The 17,875-nt window shown below is 73.5% G+C and carries 12 protein-coding genes; 4 read left to right on the forward strand and 8 right to left on the reverse strand.

What is annotated here, in order from left to right:
* Positions 1-520: 520 nt before the first annotated feature.
* Both rho and thrB read right to left on the reverse strand, forming a co-directional pair.
* Positions 521-2,716 carry a transcription termination factor Rho gene (gene rho / locus DER29_RS22120; protein ID WP_121399605.1) on the reverse strand — a complete coding sequence of 732 codons (2,196 nt, stop codon included), beginning with the start codon at positions 2,714-2,716 and terminating at the stop codon, positions 521-523.
* A gap of 297 nt (positions 2,717-3,013) precedes the next feature.
* Positions 3,014-3,958, reverse strand: coding sequence for a homoserine kinase (gene thrB, locus DER29_RS22125; RefSeq protein ID WP_121399606.1), 945 nt, complete (start codon positions 3,956-3,958; stop codon positions 3,014-3,016).
* 139 nt (positions 3,959-4,097) lie between these two features.
* Here thrB and DER29_RS22130 point away from each other — a divergent pair, with 139 nt between their 5' ends.
* Complete coding sequence (locus DER29_RS22130) at positions 4,098-4,628, forward strand: hypothetical protein (RefSeq protein ID WP_121399607.1); 531 nt, start codon at positions 4,098-4,100, stop codon at positions 4,626-4,628.
* 65 nt (positions 4,629-4,693) lie between these two features.
* Here DER29_RS22130 and DER29_RS22135 read toward each other — a convergent pair whose 3' ends face one another.
* The 6 genes from DER29_RS22135 to argS form a co-directional block, all read right to left on the reverse strand.
* On the reverse strand, positions 4,694-5,938 hold the full coding sequence (locus DER29_RS22135) for an MFS transporter (protein ID WP_121399608.1): 1,245 nt from the start codon (positions 5,936-5,938) through the stop codon (positions 4,694-4,696).
* A 113-nt stretch (positions 5,939-6,051) separates the two neighbouring features.
* Positions 6,052-9,357, reverse strand: coding sequence for an efflux RND transporter permease subunit (locus DER29_RS22140; RefSeq protein ID WP_121399609.1), 3,306 nt, complete (start codon positions 9,355-9,357; stop codon positions 6,052-6,054).
* A gap of 164 nt (positions 9,358-9,521) precedes the next feature.
* Entirely contained in the window at positions 9,522-10,571 is a 1,050-nt protein-coding gene (thrC, locus tag DER29_RS22145; protein ID WP_121399610.1) for a threonine synthase, read from the reverse strand.
* A 241-nt stretch (positions 10,572-10,812) separates the two neighbouring features.
* Positions 10,813-12,126 carry a homoserine dehydrogenase gene (locus DER29_RS22150; protein ID WP_199729532.1) on the reverse strand — a complete coding sequence of 438 codons (1,314 nt, stop codon included), beginning with the start codon at positions 12,124-12,126 and terminating at the stop codon, positions 10,813-10,815.
* 8 nt (positions 12,127-12,134) lie between these two features.
* Positions 12,135-13,520 (reverse strand): diaminopimelate decarboxylase, encoded by a 1,386-nt coding sequence (gene lysA, locus DER29_RS22155; protein WP_121399612.1) that lies wholly within the window; start codon positions 13,518-13,520, stop codon positions 12,135-12,137.
* A gap of 63 nt (positions 13,521-13,583) precedes the next feature.
* Positions 13,584-15,248: an arginine--tRNA ligase gene (gene argS, locus DER29_RS22160; RefSeq protein ID WP_121399613.1), complete on the reverse strand. Its 1,665-nt coding sequence runs from the start codon at positions 15,246-15,248 to the stop codon at positions 13,584-13,586.
* Between the two features lie 100 nt (positions 15,249-15,348).
* On the opposite strand from argS, the gene DER29_RS22165 reads away from it, so the two are divergent.
* From DER29_RS22165 to DER29_RS22175, 3 genes are all read left to right on the forward strand, one after another.
* A complete protein-coding gene (locus DER29_RS22165) occupies positions 15,349-16,191 on the forward strand; it encodes a DUF3105 domain-containing protein (RefSeq protein WP_121399614.1) in 843 nt (280 codons plus the stop codon).
* Between the two features lie 8 nt (positions 16,192-16,199).
* Entirely contained in the window at positions 16,200-16,862 is a 663-nt protein-coding gene (locus DER29_RS22170; protein ID WP_121399615.1) for a DUF305 domain-containing protein, read from the forward strand.
* A 267-nt stretch (positions 16,863-17,129) separates the two neighbouring features.
* The gene (locus DER29_RS22175) at positions 17,130-17,822 is read left to right on the forward strand and encodes a winged helix-turn-helix domain-containing protein (protein WP_121399616.1); all 693 of its coding nucleotides are present in this window, start codon (positions 17,130-17,132) and stop codon (positions 17,820-17,822) included.
* Positions 17,823-17,875: the final 53 nt, after the last annotated feature.

Consider the following 17,875-nt stretch of genomic DNA (forward strand, 5'->3'; position numbering starts at 1 on the left):
GCCGCACCCGCACGCCGCACGCCCCGCACACCCGCACGCCGCACGGTAGCGGGCGCTCGCGACCGCGGTCACCCGCCTTCAGCCACGGAGAGTGATTGGCCCTGAGCCCCGCCCACCCTCGCTCCGTCCCCTTTGCTCTGCAGCCATATCCGCACCGGACACCGAGCGTAAGCGTTGCGTATGTGGATGCAGAGCAAAGGGGGCGTGGGGGATGGTGCGGCAGGATCGGGCCTCGGGACAGAGTGCCTGGTCAGGAAGCCGCAGCGGTGGCGGCCGTGCAGGAAAGCTCTCCGTGCGACCGCATTCGGACACGAAGAGTCACGTCGGAGCCCGTTCTAGGCGAATGTCACCGATCGTCACCGACCCGGGCCGGCAAGGTAGATCGCTCCGGGCCGGTCCGTCCGCGGACGCGGCACCGGAGCGGACGCGGCACCGGAGCACTGAACGGAACCGGAGACAGGGACGCGAGAAGGGCACGGCCTCGTGGCCGTGCCCTTCTCGCTGTCTCACCCGGGAAGGGTCACTCCCCCGGCGTCGACTTGGCGATCTGCATCAGGAACTCGATGTTGGTGCGGGTCTGCTTGAGCTTGTCCAGCAGCAGGTCCAGCGCCGCCTGCGAGTCCAGCGAGTGCAGGACCTTCCGGAGCTTGTGGATGATGGCCAGCTCCTCCGGCGCGAGCAGGATCTCCTCCTTGCGCGTACCGGACGGGTGGATGTCGATGGCCGGGAAGATGCGCTTGTCGGCGATCTTCCGGTCCAGCTTCAGCTCCGCGTTGCCGGTGCCCTTGAACTCCTCGAAGATGACCGTGTCCGCCATGGACCCGGTCTCCACCAGCGCGGTGGCGAGGATGGTCAGCGAGCCGCCGTTCTCGATGTTGCGGGCCGCACCCAGGAAGCGCTTCGGCGGGTAGAGCGCGGTGGAGTCGATACCACCCGACATGATCCGGCCGCTGGCCGGCGCCGCCAGGTTGTACGACCGACCGAGGCGGGTCACCGAGTCGAGCAGCACGACCACGTCGTGGCCCAGCTCGACCAGGCGCTTCGCCCGCTCGATCGCCAGCTCGGCCACCGTGGTGTGGTCCTGCGGCGGACGGTCGAACGTCGCCGCGATGACCTCACCCTTCACCGACCGCTGCATGTCGGTGACCTCTTCGGGCCGCTCGTCCACCAGCACCACCATCAGGTGGCACTCCGGGTTGTTGTGCGTGATCGCGTTCGCGATGGCCTGGAGCACCATCGTCTTACCCGCCTTCGGCGGCGACACGATCAGCGCGCGCTGGCCCTTGCCGAGCGGCATGACCAGGTCGATGACCCGGGTGGTGAGGATGTGCGGCTCGGTCTCCAGCCGCAGGCGCTCCTGCGGGTAGAGCGGGGTGAGCTTGTAGAACTCCGGCCGGCGCCTCGCCTCGTCCGGCTCCATCCCGTTGATGGTGTCCAGCCGCACCAGCGGGTTGTACTTGTCCCGCCGCTGCTCGCCGTCGCGCGAGGCGCGCACCGCACCGGTGATGGCGTCGCCGCGCCGCAGGCCGTACTTCTTGATCTGCGACATGGAGACGTAGACGTCGTTCGGGCCGGCCAGGTAGCCGGTGGTCCGCACGAACGCGTAGTTGTCGAGCACGTCGATGATGCCGGCCACCGGAACGAGCACGTCGTCCTCGCCGACCTGCGGCTCGCGCCCGCCCTCGCGTCCACCGTCGCCGCCGCCCTCGGGCCGCTCACCGCGGCCACGGCGGCGGTCCCGGAACCGGCTGCGCCGGCCACGCCGGCCACCGCTCTCGTCGTCGTCGTCGTTGTCACGCTCGACGCGCTGGCCCCGGTCACCGCGCTCGTTGCGGTCGCGGTCGCCCCGCTCGGCACGCTCGCCCCGCTCGTTGCGGTCGCCGCGCTCCGCACGCTCGCCGCGGTCACCCCGCTCGTTGCGCTCACCCCGCTCGGCACGGTCACCGCGCTCCGCACGGTCACCCCGCTCGGCACGGTCACCGCGCTCCGCACGCTCGCCCCGCTCGGCACGGTCACCCCGCTCCGCACGCTCGCCACGCTCGGCACGGTCACCCCGCTCCGCACGCTCGCCACGCTCCGCACGCTCGCCCCGCTCGGCACGGTCACCGCGCTCGGCACGGTCACCGCGCTCGGCACGGTCACCCCGCTCGGCACGCTCGCCGCGCTCACGGCCACGGTCGGCACGCTCGCCGGCCTCGGCCTCCGCCGGACGGGTCTCGGCCGGACGGGCCGCCTCAGCTGGACGGGCCGCCTCCGCCGGACGAACCTCCGCCGGACGGGCCTCCGCGGCCCGTGCCTCGGAGGTGGCGGCCCGGCTGCGCCGGGTCCGGCCACGGGGCTCGGTCTCGGCCGCCGCGGGCTCCGCCGGAGCCTGCGCCGCGGTGCGCCGCCCGGCCGCCGGCCGCTCGGTGGTCTCGCGGACCTCGGCATGGGCCTCTTCACGGGCGGGAGCGGCAGCGGCAGCGGCCTCGGCCCGCGGTCGAGGGGTCCCGGCGGCGGCGCCGCCCTGCCGCTCGGAGATCGCGCTGATCAGCTCGCCCTTGCGCATCCGGGCCGTGCCCGAGATGCCGAGCGACGCGGCCAGGCTCTGCAGCTCCGGCAGCAGCATCGCCGACAGGCCGGTGCCGCTGCGCCGACGACGGGCGGGGGCGGCGGCGGTGGTGGCATCGCCAGCGACGTTGGAAACATCCGACGTCACGTCGGTGGTGTCGCTCAATGGATTCCTTCCCTCGATAGGCCGGGACTGCCCGGAGTCGAAAAGCAAGGTGGCCGGGCGGCCTCGGTGCACCCGCCTCGCAAGGACGCGTCGCGGGAGTCTGTAGCACAGCAGCCGGTCGGTTTCCCGACTCACCGAACGTCGGTGAGCAGGTCTCGCCGTCTGCGGCGACCTGTGAAGACTGCGGTGCGGCGTGGGCCTAGGCAGGGGTGACGGGCTGACCGCCGAAAGCTTCGGGGGTGCGCCGACCCGCAGGGAGATCGCATGCTTCGCGGCTGTGCTAAGTCTAGAGCGTAATCAACTCTTCCGACCTGCGGCAACAGGGTCCCGCTCTGCGTGTCCCAGTCTACCCCGGGCAACCTGTGCTCCGCGCCCGTCTGGATCCAACCGCCAGACCTCCCAACCTGTTCCCGGGTCGAAGCCCTCGGGCGGGGCGGTCAGGGCCAGGACGGTCGGGCCCGCACCACTGATCACGGCGGCCACACCGGCCTCACGCAGCACTTTCACCAGGGCGGCACTGCCCGGCATGCCGTCGGCGCGGTAGTCCTGGTGCAGCCGGTCGACCGTGGCCGGCAGCAGCAGACCCGGGTCGGCGGTCAGCGCGTGCACCAGCAGCGCGGCGCGGCCGGCGTTCAGCGCCGCGTCGCCGTGGGGCACGGTGGCCGGCAGCGCGGCCCGCGCGGTCGCCGTCAGGCCGCGCTCCGCCGGCACGAAGACCGTCGGTCGTACGCCGTCGGCGACCGGCAGCGACACCGCCCGGGCACCGGAGGGCTCCGTCCAGGCCAGGGTGAAGCCGCCGAGCAGGCACGGCGCCACGTTGTCCGGATGGCCCTCGATCTCGGCGGCGAGGCGCAGCGCGGCGTCGTCGTCGAGCCGGGCCTCGCCGTCGGTGACCAGCGCGCGGGCCAGCAGCACGCCGGCGACGATCGCCGCGGACGAGGACCCCAGCCCACGGGCCTGCGGGATGCGGTTCACGCACTCCACGGCCAGCCCGGGCGGCTGCCCGCCGAGCCCGTCGAAGGCCGCCCGCATGGCCCGGACGACCAGGTGCCGGTCGTCGGTCGGCAGCTCCCCGGCGCCCTGCCCGGCCACGGTCACCGTGACGCCTCCCGCCGTCACCTCGGCGGCCACGTCGTCGTGCAGCGCCAGGGCGAGCCCCAGGGCGTCGAACCCCGGCCCCAGGTTGGCGCTGGTGGCGGGGACCCGGACCCGGACCGGGCCGGAGATGAAGTTCGTCGGCACGGGCTCATGGTAGGGCCGCGTACCGACGGGGCGGTTGTCCGCCCGCCGGATGGGACCGGGCCGGACGGCCTCGTCACCGGGCGGTGGTGGCACCGCCGGTCCGTTAGCCTGGCCCGACCGACGGCGGCTGGAGGCAGGGATGCGCGAACTCGGGTACATGGCGACGGCGGTCGTCTTCGAGGCGCCCACGGTGCTGGTGCTGCTGGCCGGCCTCGTACTGGCCGCGACGGCCGGGCAGCGACTGCCCCGCAAGCCCCGGCTGCTGGCGCTGTCCGGGCTCGGTGTGCTGCTGGCCATCGCCCTGCTCAACGTGGCCTGGTCCCTGCTGCTGCCCCGCGCGTTCAGCTTCGACTGGGGGTACTCGAACTTCCGGCTGATGACCCTGGTCTACGGCGGGGTGCAGGCCCTGGCGTACGCGATCGGGACGGGTCTGCTGATCGCGGCGGTGCTGGTCGGGCGACGGGCGGGCGGCGCGGAGGCCGGTCCGTTCGGCGGACGACCGCTCGCCGACGGCGACCCGGTGCCGGCCATCGCGCCGGCGCCCGCCGCCCAACCGGTGCCGCCGACCGGCCCGGGGTGGACCGTGGCGGGCGACGCCGACGTGCCGGCGCAGTGGGGCGGCCGGTCCCGGCCGGACGCGCCGACGGGCGCCGGCACGGACCGACCCTGACCGCCGAACGGGTCAGCGGGGGCCCTTGCGGGCGCGCGGCGCTCGGGGCAGGCTGCGCGGCCGGGTCAGCGCGCGGCGCTCGGGGCCGGCTGCGCGGCCGGGTCCGTGAGCGAGAGCCGGCGGGTGGCGATCCGCCAGCCGATCGCGTAGACCACCGTGACCAGGCCGCAGCTGGCCAGCACCACCCGCTCGTCCACGGTGTCCACCACGGCGGCCACGGCGAGCTGGCTGACCGAGACGGCGAGGGTCGCCAGCATCATGTCGGTGGCGAAGACCCGGCCCCGCAGCCGATCCGGCACCTCGCCCTGGAGGGCGAAGTTCGACATCACCCAGTTGCTGCCGCCCGCGAAGTGGGCGACGAAGACCAGGGCCAGCACCAGCGGGAACCAGTTGGCGACCGAGGTGCCGAGGTAGGCCAGGCCGTAGAGGGACATCGACAGCGCCAGCCCGGGCAGCAGCCAGGCCCGGTTGGTCAGCACCCGGCGCATCAGGATCGGCCCGACCAGCGCCCCCGCCCCGCGGACCGCGAAGAGCAGCCCGGTGCCGACGGGGCCCACGCCATACACCGCCGCGAGCAGCGGAAACACCGTCAGCACGCCGTTGCCGAGGCCGACCGCCGACTTCACGGTGACCAGCGCCAGCACCCTCGGCCGGTGTCCGATGTAGCCCAGCGCCTCCCGGATCGCCGGCCAGGTCCGCTGCGCCGGCAGGGCCGCGTCGCGGGGCGCCTGCAACGGCCGGCGGATCAGCGTGGCCAGGCCCGCGGCGACCACCAGGCCCACCGCCGCCACCCAGAAGCAGGCGTACGGGCCGACGGCGGCGCTGAGCACGCCACCCAGGGAGGCGCCGACGACGGTCATGGTGCCCCAGGCCGATCCCGCGACGGCGTTGCCGGCGGCCAGGTCGTCCGGGTCGAGCACGTTGGGCAGGGCCGCCTGGGCCGCCGGGGAGTAGAACGCCTTGGCGACCGCCACCACACCGATCCCGGCCATCGCCAGCCAGGCGGTCCCGGCGCTGCGCACCCCGAGCAGCAGCAGCACGCCGAGCAGGGCCGCCACGTTCGAGATGATCATGATCTTGCGCCGGTCGAACCGGTCGGCGATCGTGCCCGTGTACGGCAGCAGCAACGCCACGATCCCGGTGTCGACGGCGAGCACCAGCGCGCCCCACACGCCGCTGCCGGTCAGGTCCGGCAGCAGCACGAGCAGCGGCACCATGACGAACCAGTCGGCACCGAAAACCACCAGCTCCGCGAGGAAGAGATTGCGGAAGTTCCGGTTGCGGGTGAGGACCGAGACGGTGGACGGCACGTCCGGATACCCTACCGGGCCCCGGCCGGTGGGCCGGGCGTCCTGCGGGTACCTGACCGAACGCGAACGCCCCCGGCGGGCGGGACCCGTCGGGGGCGTTCGCAGAGTTACCGCTACTCGGTCGGCGGCAGCGGGGACGTGCGGCTCTTCGGCAGCCGCAGCACCTCGAACTGGTCGGTGCCGTCCACCAGCGCGCCCGACGGCTTCGGCCGGGACGCCGGGGCGTCGGCGGCCTCCGCGCCGGCGGTGGACGGGACACCCGTGGCGGGCACCGGGACCGGCTCGGCGGCGGGCGCCCCGCCGTCGTCGCCGGCCGGGTCGCCGTCGCCCGTGCCGGTGGCCGGGGCCATCCCGCCGGAGCGGCGGGCCCGCCGGGAACGGAACGACTCCTTGGTGTTCTCCGCCATGGCGTAGAGCGTCGGCACCAGGATCAGGGTGAGCAGCGTCGAGCTGAGCAACCCGCCGATCACCACGATCGCCAGCGGCTTGGAGATGAAGCCACCCTCCCCCGTGAGGCCGAGCGCCATCGGCAGCAGCGCGAAGATGGTGGCGACCGCGGTCATCAGGATCGGTCGCAGCCGGCGCCGGCCGCCCTCGACCACCGCCTCCTGGACCCCCATGCCCTGCGCCCGGTACTGGTTGACCAGGTCCAGCAGCACGATCGCGTTTGTCACCACGATGCCGACCAGCATGAGCACGCCGATCAGCGCCGGCACGCCCAGCGGGGTACCGGTGGCGAGCAGCAGGCCGATCGCGCCGGTCGCCGCGAACGGGATGGAGATCAGCAGGATCAGCGCCTGGACCAGGCTCCGGAACGTCGCCACCATGATCAGGAAGACGAGCGCGATGGCGGCGAGCACGGCCAGGCCCAGGTCGGCGAAGGCCTCCTCCTGGTCGGCGCTGACGCCGCCGATGGCGAAGGTCGCCCCCGGCACGTCGATCCCGTCCAGCTTCTTCTGCAGCTCCTGCGTGATGGCGCCGAGGTTCGAGCCGGTGGCCGTACCGGTGACGGAGACGCTGCGCTCGCCGTCGATCCGGCTCACCTGCTGCGGGCCCTCGGTCTGGGTGACGTCGGCGATGTCGTCGAGCTTCACCGGCCCGACCGGCATTGCGCGCAGCTCCTCCACCGTGGTCGGCGGCTTGCCCGCGAACCGCAGCACCACGTCCCGCTGCCCGTCGTCGAGCGTGACCTGCCCCAGGGGCGAGCCCCGGAAGGCCTGGGCCACCACCTGGCCGACGGCGGCCTCGGTGAGCCCGACCCGACCGGCGGCGACCCGGTCGACCGTGACGTCGACGCGCGGCACCCGCGTGGCGAGGCTGGTGGAGACGTCCTCGACGCCCGCCAGCCCGGCCATCGCCGACCGGACCTCCTCGGCGGCCCGGGTCAGCGCCTCCGGGTCGGCGCCCTGGACGACCACCTCGATCTGGTTGGCCGCCGCCCCGCCCTGACCGGCGCCGAAGCTGACCTCACCGACGGCCGGGCCCAGCGCGTCGAACTCCCGGCGCAGCTTCTCCCGCATCTGCTGGGCGTCGGTGCCGTCGCCGAGCGCCAGCGACCAGTTGGCGACGTTGTTGCCGCCGCCGCCGAACGGGTTGTCCCCGCCGCCGGCCGTGACCTGGTACGTCTCGACGTCCTCGGTGCGCTCCAGCACCGCCTCGATCTGCTTGGCCGCCGCGTCGGTGCCCACCAGGCCGGTGCCCGCCGGCAGTTCCTGGGTGATGCTCAGGGTGTCCTGGCCGGAGTCGTCGATGAAGTTGGTCTCCAGTTGCCGGGACAGGCCGAAGGTGCCGAACAGCACGAGCACGCCCAGCCCCAGCGTGATCCACCGGGTGGCCCGCTTGCGGGTGGCGAACCCGATCACCGGCAGGTACGCCCGCTGCAACGGGTTACGCAGCTCCTTCTCCTCGGCGGCCCGGCGCACCGCGGCGTCGTCCGCCGTGCCACTCGGAGGCTTCAGGAACCAGTACGCGAGCACCGGGATGACGGTCAGCGAGACCAGCAGCGAGGCGAGCAGGGCCACCGTGACGGTGATCGCGAACGGCGCGAAGAGCTGCCCGACGAAGCCGCCCACCAGCGCGATCGGCGCGAAGACGGCGACCGTGGTGAGGGTGGACGCGGTCACCGCGCCGGACACCTCGCGGACGGCGGCGAGGATCGCCTGCCGCTTCGGTTCGCCGTACTCCAGGTGTCTCTTGATGTTCTCCAGCACGACGATCGAGTCGTCGACCACCCGGCCGACCGCGATGGTGAGCGCGCCGAGGGTGAGCAGGTTGAGCGAGTAGTCGCCGATCCAGAGGGCGATCAGGGCGACCACCACCGAGAGCGGGATGGAGACCGCGGTGACCACGGTGGAGCGGACCGACAGCAGGAAGACCAGGATGACCACGACGGCCATCACCAGGCCCAGCAGGCCCTCGGTGGTCAGGCTCTCGATCGACTTCTCGACGAAGGGCGCCTGGTCGAAGACGACGGTCAGCTCGGCGCCGGACGCCTCCCGCAGCTCGGCGAGCCGGTCCCGGATCTCGTGGGAGATCTCCACCGCGTTGCCGTCCGGGGAGGCGGTGACCGCGATGCCCAGGCTGTCCTTGCCGTTGGTGCGGGTGATCGCGGTGGCCGGGGCGAGCTGCTGCTCGACGGTGGCCACGTCGCCGAGGCGGACCGGGGCCGCCCGGCCCGTCGCCGGCGCGACCACGACGCCCCGCAGGTCGTCCAGCGTGGCGAGCCGGGTACCGACCTGCACCGGGAGCGCGCGGGTGCCGTCGGTCACGGCACCGGCCGGCACCGTCACGCCGTTGGTCTTCAACGCCGCGCCGAGCGCGGTCGGTTGGAGCTTCGCCGCCGCCAGCTTGGCCGGGTCCGGGGTGACCACGACGACGTCGTCGCGGGCGCCGGTCAGGTCGACCGTCCGCACCCCCTCGATCGCCTCCAGCTCGGGCACCACCGTGGCGCGCAGCTTCTCCGCGAGGACGCGCTGGTCGTCGCCGCCGGAGGCGGCGAGCACCACCGCGGGCAGGTCGTCGGTGCTGCCGGCGATGACCTGCGGGTCGACCCCCTCGGGCAGCTGGGCGTCGATCCGGTTGAGCGCGGTCTGCATCTTGTTGACCACGTCGTCCAGGTCGGTGCCGAACTCGTACTGGACCTGGACGGTCGTGGAGCCCTCGCGGGAGGTCGAGGTGACCTGGTCCAGCCCCGGGATGCCCTGGAGGGCGTTCTCGATCGGCTCGGTGACCTGCGACTCGACGACCTCGGGCCCGGCGCCGGGGTAGACCGCCACGATGAAGGCCGCCGGGAACTCCAGCGACGGCAGGAGCTGCTGCTTCAGTGACGGTACGGCGAACGCCCCGAACAGCGTGGTCACCACCGCGATGAGGGCGATCAGCCCTCGGTTGGCGAGGCTGAATCTGGCGAGCAGCGACATCGGCGTGACTCACTCCTGGAAAAGGCGATTGGCGGGGGTACGGATTCTCCCCCACCCGGCCGGACCGGCCCCGGTCGGCCCCGCCCCAGTCCGATGCACAGGACTCGCCTACGCCGCGCCGGTTTCCTCCCGTCGACCTCGGCCAGCGCCGATCCGTTGGCGGCTCAGGCGAGGTCGAGGCAGCGGGCGGCGGCCAGGGGGTCGTTGGCGATGGTGGTGGGCACGGGCGCGGTGGAGATGGCCCACTCCGGGTCCTTCAGGCCGTGGCCGGTGACCGTGCAGACCACCGTCGAGCCGGCCGGGACCCGACCGGCGGCGGCCTGCTGGAGCAGCCCGGCCACGCTGGCCGCGCTGCCCAGCTCGACGAAGACCCCGACCTCGCGGGCCAGCAGCCGGTACGCGGCCAGGATCTCCCGGTCGGTGACGGCGGCGATCAGCCCGCCCGAGGAGTCCCGGGCGTCGAGCGCCCTCGTCCAGCTCGCCGGGTTGCCGATCCGGATGGCGGTGGCGATCGTGGACGGCTCGCGGACCACCTGCCCGGTGACGATCGGGGCGGCGCCGGCCGCCTGGAAGCCGTACATCTTCGGGGCCCGGGTGGCGTTGCCGTCCCGCTGCTCCTCCGAGTAGCCCATCCAGTAGGCGGAGACGTTGCCGGCGTTGCCGACCGGCAGGCAGTGGATGTCGGGGGCGTCGCCCAACGCCTCGACGATCTCGAACGCGGCCGTCTTCTGACCGTGCAGCCGGTCGATGTTGACCGAGTTGACCAGGGCGACCGGGTAGTCCTGGGCGAGCTTGGCGGCCAGCGACAGGCAGTCGTCGAAGTTGCCGGTGACCTGGAGCAGCCTCGCCCCGTGCACGAGCGCCTGGGCCAGCTTGCCCAGCGCGATCTTGCCCTGCGGCACGAGCACCGCGCAGGTCAGGCCGGCGCGGGCCGCGTACGCCGCCGCGGAGGCGCTGGTGTTGCCGGTGGAGGCGCAGATGATCGCCTTGTTGCCGGCCTCGACCGCCTTGGAGACCGCGAGCGTCATGCCCCGGTCCTTGAACGAGCCGGTCGGGTTGGCGCCCTCCACCTTCAGGTACACGTCGCAGCCGAGCCGGGCGGAGAGCACCGGCGCGGGCAGCAGCGGGGTGTTCCCCTCGTGCAGGGTCACGACCGGGGTGGCGTCGGTGACCGGCAGCCGGTCCCGGTACGCGTCGATCAGACCCCGCCACATGTCGTTCTCCCTCGCCTCTACCGCCCCGCCGAGTCGGGTACGCCTCCAGCCTGGACCAGTCTCGCCGCGTGCCCGCCGGCGCACCCGCAGTTAACCATCAGGCGAGACGCGGAGGCGTCCGCCCCGCCGGGGCCGCACCACGGCCCCGGCACCGCCCGGCGCGTGCCGCGCAGCGGCCCCGGCACCGCCCGGCGCCCGACGCCGGCGGTCGAGGGCCGACCCGCTCCCGCGAGCGGACCGCTCAGAGCCCGCCCTCGACCCGCAGCACGCTCGCCACCGAGCGGACGATGTCCAGCCCACGCAGCTCCCGCACGGTGGCGGCGAGCGCCGCGTCCGGCGCCACGTGGGTGACGATGACCAGGTCGGCGTCCTCGCCGCGGCCCGCCGCGCCGCCGCCCGCCGGGCCCTGCCGCACGGTGGCGATCGACACGTCGTGCCGGGCGAACACCCCGGCCACCGCCGCCAGCACACCCGGCCGGTCGGCCACGTCGAGGCTGATGTGGTAGCGGGTCAGCGCCTCCCCCATCGGCCGCACCGGCAGGTCGGCGTACGCGCTCTCGCTGGCCGACCGCACGCCGGCGAGCCGGTTGCGGGAGACCGCCACCACGTCGCCCAGCACCGCGCTGGCGGTGGGCGCGCCGCCCGCGCCCCGACCGTAGAACATCAGCGGCCCGGCCGCCTGGGCCTCGACGAAGACCGCGTTGAACGCGTCGCCGACGCTGGCCAGCGGGTGGCCCAGCGGGATCATCGCCGGGTGCACCCGCACGCTGACCGTCTCCCGGCCGGCGGCGTCGGCGCCCCGGGCGGCGATGCAGAGCAGCTTGATGGTGCACCCCATCGCCTTGGCGCTGGCCACGTCGGCGGCGGTGACCTCGGTGATGCCCTCCCGGTGCACGTCGGCCGCGCCGACCCGGGTGTGGAACGCCAGCGAGGCGAGGATGGCCGCCTTGGCCGCCGCGTCGAAGCCCTCCACGTCGGCGGTGGGGTCGGCCTCGGCGTAGCCCAGCTCGGTGGCCTCCTCCAGCGCCTCCGCGAAGCCGGCGCCGGTGGCGTCCATGGCGGAGAGGATGAAGTTGGTGGTGCCGTTGACGATGCCGGTGACCCGGTTGATCCGGTCGCCGTGCAGCGACTCGCGCAGCGGACGCAGCAGCGGGATCGCCCCCGCCACGGACGCCTCGTAGTAGAGGTCGCCGCCGCCCTCGGCCGCCGCGTCGTGCAGGGCGGCGCCGTCCTCGGCGAGCAGCGCCTTGTTGGCCGTGACCACGCTCTTGCCGGCCCGCAGCGCCTCCACCAGCCAGCCCCGCGCCGGCTCGATGCCGCCGACCACCTCGACGACCACGTCCACGTCGTCGCGCTTGATCAGGCCGAGCGCGTCGGTGGTGAACAGGGTCGGGTCGACGGGCAGGTCGCCCCGGTCGCGGCCGAGACGGCGTACGGCGATGCCGGCGATCTCCAGCGGGGCGCCGATCCGGGCGGCGAGGTCGGCCGCCTGCTCGTGCAGCAGCCGGACCACCTCGCTACCGACCGTGCCGCAGCCGAGCAGTGCCAGGCGCACAGGTGACGTCATCCCACATCCAATGCCAGCAGGTCCTCTTCGGTCTCCCGCCGGACGATCAGGCGCGCCTGGCCGTCCCGCACCGCGACCACCGGGGGGCGGGGCACGTGGTTGTAGTTGCTGGCCATGCTCCGGCAGTAGGCGCCGGTGCCCGGCACCGCGACAAGATCTCCGGGCTGCACGTCGGCGGGCAGGAATTCATCCTTCACCACGATGTCCCCGGACTCACAGTGCTTTCCCACCACGCGGGCGAGCAGCGGCTCGGCGGCCGACGCCCGGGACGCCAGCGTCGCGGAGTAGGAGGCGTCGTAGAGCGCGGTACGGATGTTGTCGCTCATCCCGCCGTCGACGCTCACGTACGTCCGGATCCCGTCGACGTCCTTGACCGTGCCGACCTCGTAGAGGGTGAACACGGCCGGCCCGACGATCGCCCGGCCCGGCTCGATGGACAGGTGCGGCACCGCCAGCCGCTCGGCGGCGCACTCGGCCTCGACGATCCGGCGCAGCCGCTTCGCCAGGTCCTGCGGGGCGGCCGGGTCGTCCTGGGTCGTGTACGCGATGCCGAAGCCGCCGCCGAGGTCAAGCTCGGGCAGCTCCACCCCGCGCGCGTCGCGGATCTGCGCCTGGAGGCCGAGCACCCGGCGGGCGGAGACCTCGAAGCCGCTGGCGTCGAAGATCTGCGAACCGATGTGCGAGTGCAGGCCACGCAGCTCCAGCACGCCCTCGTCGAGCACCCGGAAGGCCGCCTCGGCCGCCGCCCCGCCCGCGAGGGAGAAGCCGAACTTCTGGTCCTCGTGCGCGGTGGCGATGAACTCGTGGGTGTGCGCCTCGACGCCGACCGTGACCCGGATCATCACCCGGGGGCGGACGCCCCGCTCGCGAGCCAGCGCGGTGAGCCGGCCGATCTCGTCGAACGAGTCGAGGATGATCCGGCCGACCCCGGCGTCCAGCGCCCGGCTCAGCTCGGTCACCGACTTGTTGTTGCCGTGGAAGCCGATCCGCTCGGGCGGCATCCCGGCCGACAGCGCGGTGGCCAGCTCGCCCCCGGTGCACACGTCGAGGTGCAGGCCCTCCTCGGCGATCATCCGGACCACGGCGCGGCAGAGGAACGCCTTGCCGGCGTAGTAGACGTCGACGCCGTCGAAGACGGTGCGGAAGTCCCGCGCGCGCGACCGCAGGTCGTCCTCGTCGAGGACGTACACCGGGGTGCCGAACTCGGCCGCGATGTCGCGGACGCCGAGGCCGGCCACGGCGAGCACGCCGTCGCCGCCGCGCGTGACGTTGCGCGGCCACAGCTGCGGCACCAGGGCGTTGACGTCGGCCGGCGGGCGCAGCCACGCCGGCCCCCGGACGCCGATGTCACCGTGCAGCGCACCGGCCTCGTGAGCACGCATCTCAGCTGTCCCCGCTTCGCGGCTGCGGGGCTCGCAAGCTCACTCCTCGCGCTCGCACGGCGCTCACATCCTCTCCGGGGCCGAGACGCCCAGCAGGCGCAGGCCGTTGGCGATCACGGTGCGGGTGGCGTCGTTGAGCCAGAGCCGGGCCCGGTGCAGGTCGGTGGTCTCCTCGTCGCCGCGCGGCAGGATCCGGCACTCGTCGTAGAACCGGTGGTAGGCCCCGGACAGCTCCTCCAGGTAGCGGGCCACCCGGTGCGGGCCGCGCAGCTCCGCCGCCGTGGCGACCACGGCGGGGAACTCGGCGAGCGCCTTGAGCAGCTCGTTCTCCTTCTCGTGCCCGAGCAGCTCCGGCCGGAACGCCTCGGCGTCGCCCCGGGTCAGCCCCACCTCGGCCGCGTTGCGGCCCACGCTGGCGGTCCGGGCCGCCACGTACTGCACGTAGTAGACCGGGTTGTCGCGGGTGGCCCGGGTCCACAGCTCGACGTCGATGTCGATCGGGGAGTCGCTGGAGTAGCGGGCCAGCGCGTACCGGGAGGCGTCCACGCCGATGGCGTCGACCAGGTCCTCCAGGGTCACCACCGTGCCGGCCCGCTTGCTCATCCGGACCGGTGCGCCGTCGCGGACCAGGTTGACCATCTGGCCGATCAGGATCTCCAGGCTGCGCTCCGGGTCGTCGCCGAAGCAGGCGGCCATCGCCTTCATCCGGCCGATGTAGCCGTGGTGGTCGGCGCCCAGCATGATCACGACCCGCTCGAAGCCGCGCTCCCGCTTGTCCAGGTAGTAGGCGCAGTCGGCGGCGAAGTAGGTCCACTCGCCGTTGGACTTGCGCAGCACCCGGTCCTTGTCGTCGCCGAAGTCGGTGGTGCGCAGCCAGGTCGCCCCGTCGGACTCGAACACCCGGCCCTGCTCGCGCAGCCGATCGAGGGCCAGGTCCAGCTCGCCCCGGTCGTGCAGGTCCTTCTCGTTGAAGTAGGTGTCGAACTCGACCCCGAAGCCGCGCAGCGAGGACTTGATCTCGGCGAACATGAGCTGCACGCCCTCGACCCGGAAGACCTCCTGGGCGGCGGCGTCGTCCAGCTCCAGCACGTCGGGGCGGACACCCCGGACGGCCTCGGCGATCTCGGTGATGTAGGCCCCGGCGTACCCGTCCTCGGGGGCGGGCTCGCCCTTCGCGGCGGCGAGCAGCGACCGGGCGAACCGGTCGATCTGGGAGCCCGCGTCGTTGAAGTAGTACTCCGTGCCGACCTCGGCGCCGGTGGCGCGCAGGAGCCGGCTCAGCGCGTCGCCGACGGCCGCCCAGCGGACGCCGCCGATGTGCACCGGGCCGGTCGGGTTCGCCGAGACGAACTCCAGGTTCATCTTCTGCCCGGCGAGCCGGTCGCTGCGCCCGTACGCCTCGCCCGCCTCGACGATCACCCGGGCGAGCTGCCCGGCGGCGGCCGCGTCGAGCCGGATGTTGAGGAAGCCCGGGCCGGCGATCTCCACCGACTTGACCCCCGGGGCCCGGCCGAGTTGCTCGGCGAGGGCCGTGGCCAGCTCGCGCGGCGGGACGCCCACCTTCTTGCTGAGCTGGAGGGCCAGCGTGGAGGCGTAGTCGCCGTGCTCGGGGCTGCGGGGTCGCTCGACCGCCGTCCGCTCCGGCAGGGCGGAGCGGTCGAGGCCACGCTCGGTGAAGACGGCGTGGGCTGCGGAGAGGACGACCTCGGCGAGTTCTGCGGGAGTCACCGATCCATGTTATCGGGGGTAGACTCGGCACCCGCGGCGGCGACCCAGTGTGTGAGACCGGCCCGCCGGATCCCCTGACCGACCGACCTGACGAGGCACGATGAGCATCAGCACACCGGGTGGCGGCCCCGAGCGGCGCCCGAACGTGGTCAGCACCGGCAAGAAGCCGGCAGCGGGCCGGCCGGCCGCCGGCGCCAAGACCGGGTCCGGCGGCGCGAAGACCGGCTCCGGCGCCAAGACCGGGTCCGGCAAGCCGACCGGCACCCGCCCCGGCGCGGGAGGCAAGGGCCGCAAGCCCATCGCCCCGGTGAAGGTGAGCCAGGGCCGCTCCTGGGGCCCGATCGCGCTCTTCGTCGCCGTGGGTGTGCTGGCCGTGGCGATCATCGGCTACGGCGCCTGGGCGACGTTCCAGGGCGCCAAGCCCTGGGAGGACCGGGCGGACGCGATCGACGGCATCGTCAACTACCGCGAGAAGGACAAGGACCTCGTGGCCGGCGGCAACCACAAGACGGGGCCCATCACCTACACGGTGCTGCCGCCCGTGGCCGGCCCGCACAACGCCGCCTGGCAGAACTGCATGGGCGACGTCTACCCGGCCCAGATCGCCAACGAGCACGCGGTGCACAGCCTGGAGCACGGCACGGTGTGGATCACCTACCGCCCCGACCTGCCCGCCGACCAGGTGACGAAGCTCGCCGACAAGGTGCGGGGCAAGGAGAAGCTGATGCTCAGCCCGTTCGAGGGGCTGGACAAGCCGATCTCGCTCCAGGCGTGGGGCTACCAGCTCAAGGTCGACAACGCCGACGACGGCCGGATCGACGAGTTCATCAAGACGCTGAAGGTCAACGCCTCGGTGGAGGGCCCGACCGCGCTGTGCAGCCAGGGCATCACCGCCACCGGCACCACGCCGCGTGACGACGCCCAGCAGATGCCGCAGGGCTGAGGAGAGCGATGAGCATCCCGACCATGACCGAGACCAGCGAGCCGGCCAGCCCGGCTCCGGAGGAGCGGCGGTCGCCGGCCCGCTGGGGCACGGCCGCGCTGGCCCTGGCCGTCGTGGTCGGGCTGCTCCTCGGGTACGCGGGCGGCATGCTGACGCCCCGGCTCACCCGGCCGGGCGACGCCTCGCCCGAGGCGGGCTTCGCCCGGGACATGCTGACCCACCACGCGCAGGCGGTGGAGATGGGTCTGGTCGCCTTCGACAAGGGCAGCGACCCGGAGGTCCGCAGCATCGGCGGCGACATCGCCACCGCCCAGCAGGGCGAGATCGGCACCATGCACACGTGGCTGCGTTCGTGGGGGCTCGACCCGGCGGGCAGCGAGCCGTCGATGTCCTGGATGTCCGACGGCGCGGGCCTGGTCAGGAACGGGTTGATGCCGGGCATGGCCACTCCCGAGGAGATGGCGAAGCTGCACGCGGCGGAGGGCCGGGAGCTGGACGTCCTCTTCCTGCAACTGATGATCAAGCACCACCTGGGCGGCATCCACATGATCGACGGGATCCTCGAGGTCAGCGACGAGACCGACGTGGTCAGGACCGCGCAGACCATGAAGAACACCCAGCGCAACGACCTCACCAATCTCCAGAACGCGCTGAAGCGGCTGGGCGGCTGACCCCGCGCCACCGCACCGCTGTCCGTCGAGAGGTCCGCGTCGCCGCCGGTTCGCCCCGGCCGCCGCGGGCCTCTCGCCGTTCCGCCCCGAGGCCGAAGCGGGCCGGCTCGAACGTCCGGCCCGTGCGGGGCGGCGCCGGAAGCGATCTCGCCCGTGTCCGTTTTAAGGACTAAGCGACCCCTCGTGCGATCCGACCGATTACGACACTAAGAGAGTTTTCTCCACACATATCGTGACCAGTTGCGATTCGGGCTCGTTGCGCAGGACGTGGGGGTTGCACTGAGAGACGCACGGCGTTCGGTCACCAGCTGGTGCCGGCGCCACACCATCGGCGGTGACGGGGCGGTGGCAGCCGTCCGTCGCGGACAGCGGCAGGGCGAGCCGGGAACGCTCAGCCGCGAACAGGAGCTCGAACTCATCGACGTCCTGCGGGGCGTCTACCCCGACGAGCTGGGCCTGGACGAGGAGCTGTGGACGCGGCAGAGCCTGCACGCCCTCATCCAGCACCGCTTCGCGGCGCCCATGGACGCCGGGGCGGTCGGGGCGTACCTGCGGGCCTGGGGGCTGGGCCCGCGCGAGCCCCGGGAGCGGGCCTGCGGTCTCTGCGTCGGCGCGGTGGAGCGCTGGGTACGCAGCGAGTACCCGACCATCACCCGGGCGGCGCAGGAGCACCTCGCCGAGGTCTACTGGATCGGCCGCGTACGCCTGCGCGGCACGATGCCGGCGGCGGACGTCATCTCCGCCGTCTCCTCCCGCGGCCGGGTGCGCTTCATGATCACCACACCGTCGGTCGACCCGCCGCTCCCCCGCGACTTCGTGCTGCGGCTCAGCGGCGAGGAGCAGCGGACCGTGCACCTGATCGTGGACGGCTCCTGGCCCCGCAACGAGTGGCCCCGGCGCCTGCCCCGCCGCATCGTGCTGCACCCGCTGCCCAGCTGCGGCCGCGTCGTCGCCGCCTGACCACCCACAGCGCCGGCGCCCGCACCGTACGCCCGACATCGGGTGCGACGGCC

The sequence above is a fragment of the Micromonospora sp. M71_S20 genome, assembly GCF_003664255.1.
Lineage (GTDB): Bacteria > Actinomycetota > Actinomycetes > Mycobacteriales > Micromonosporaceae > Micromonospora.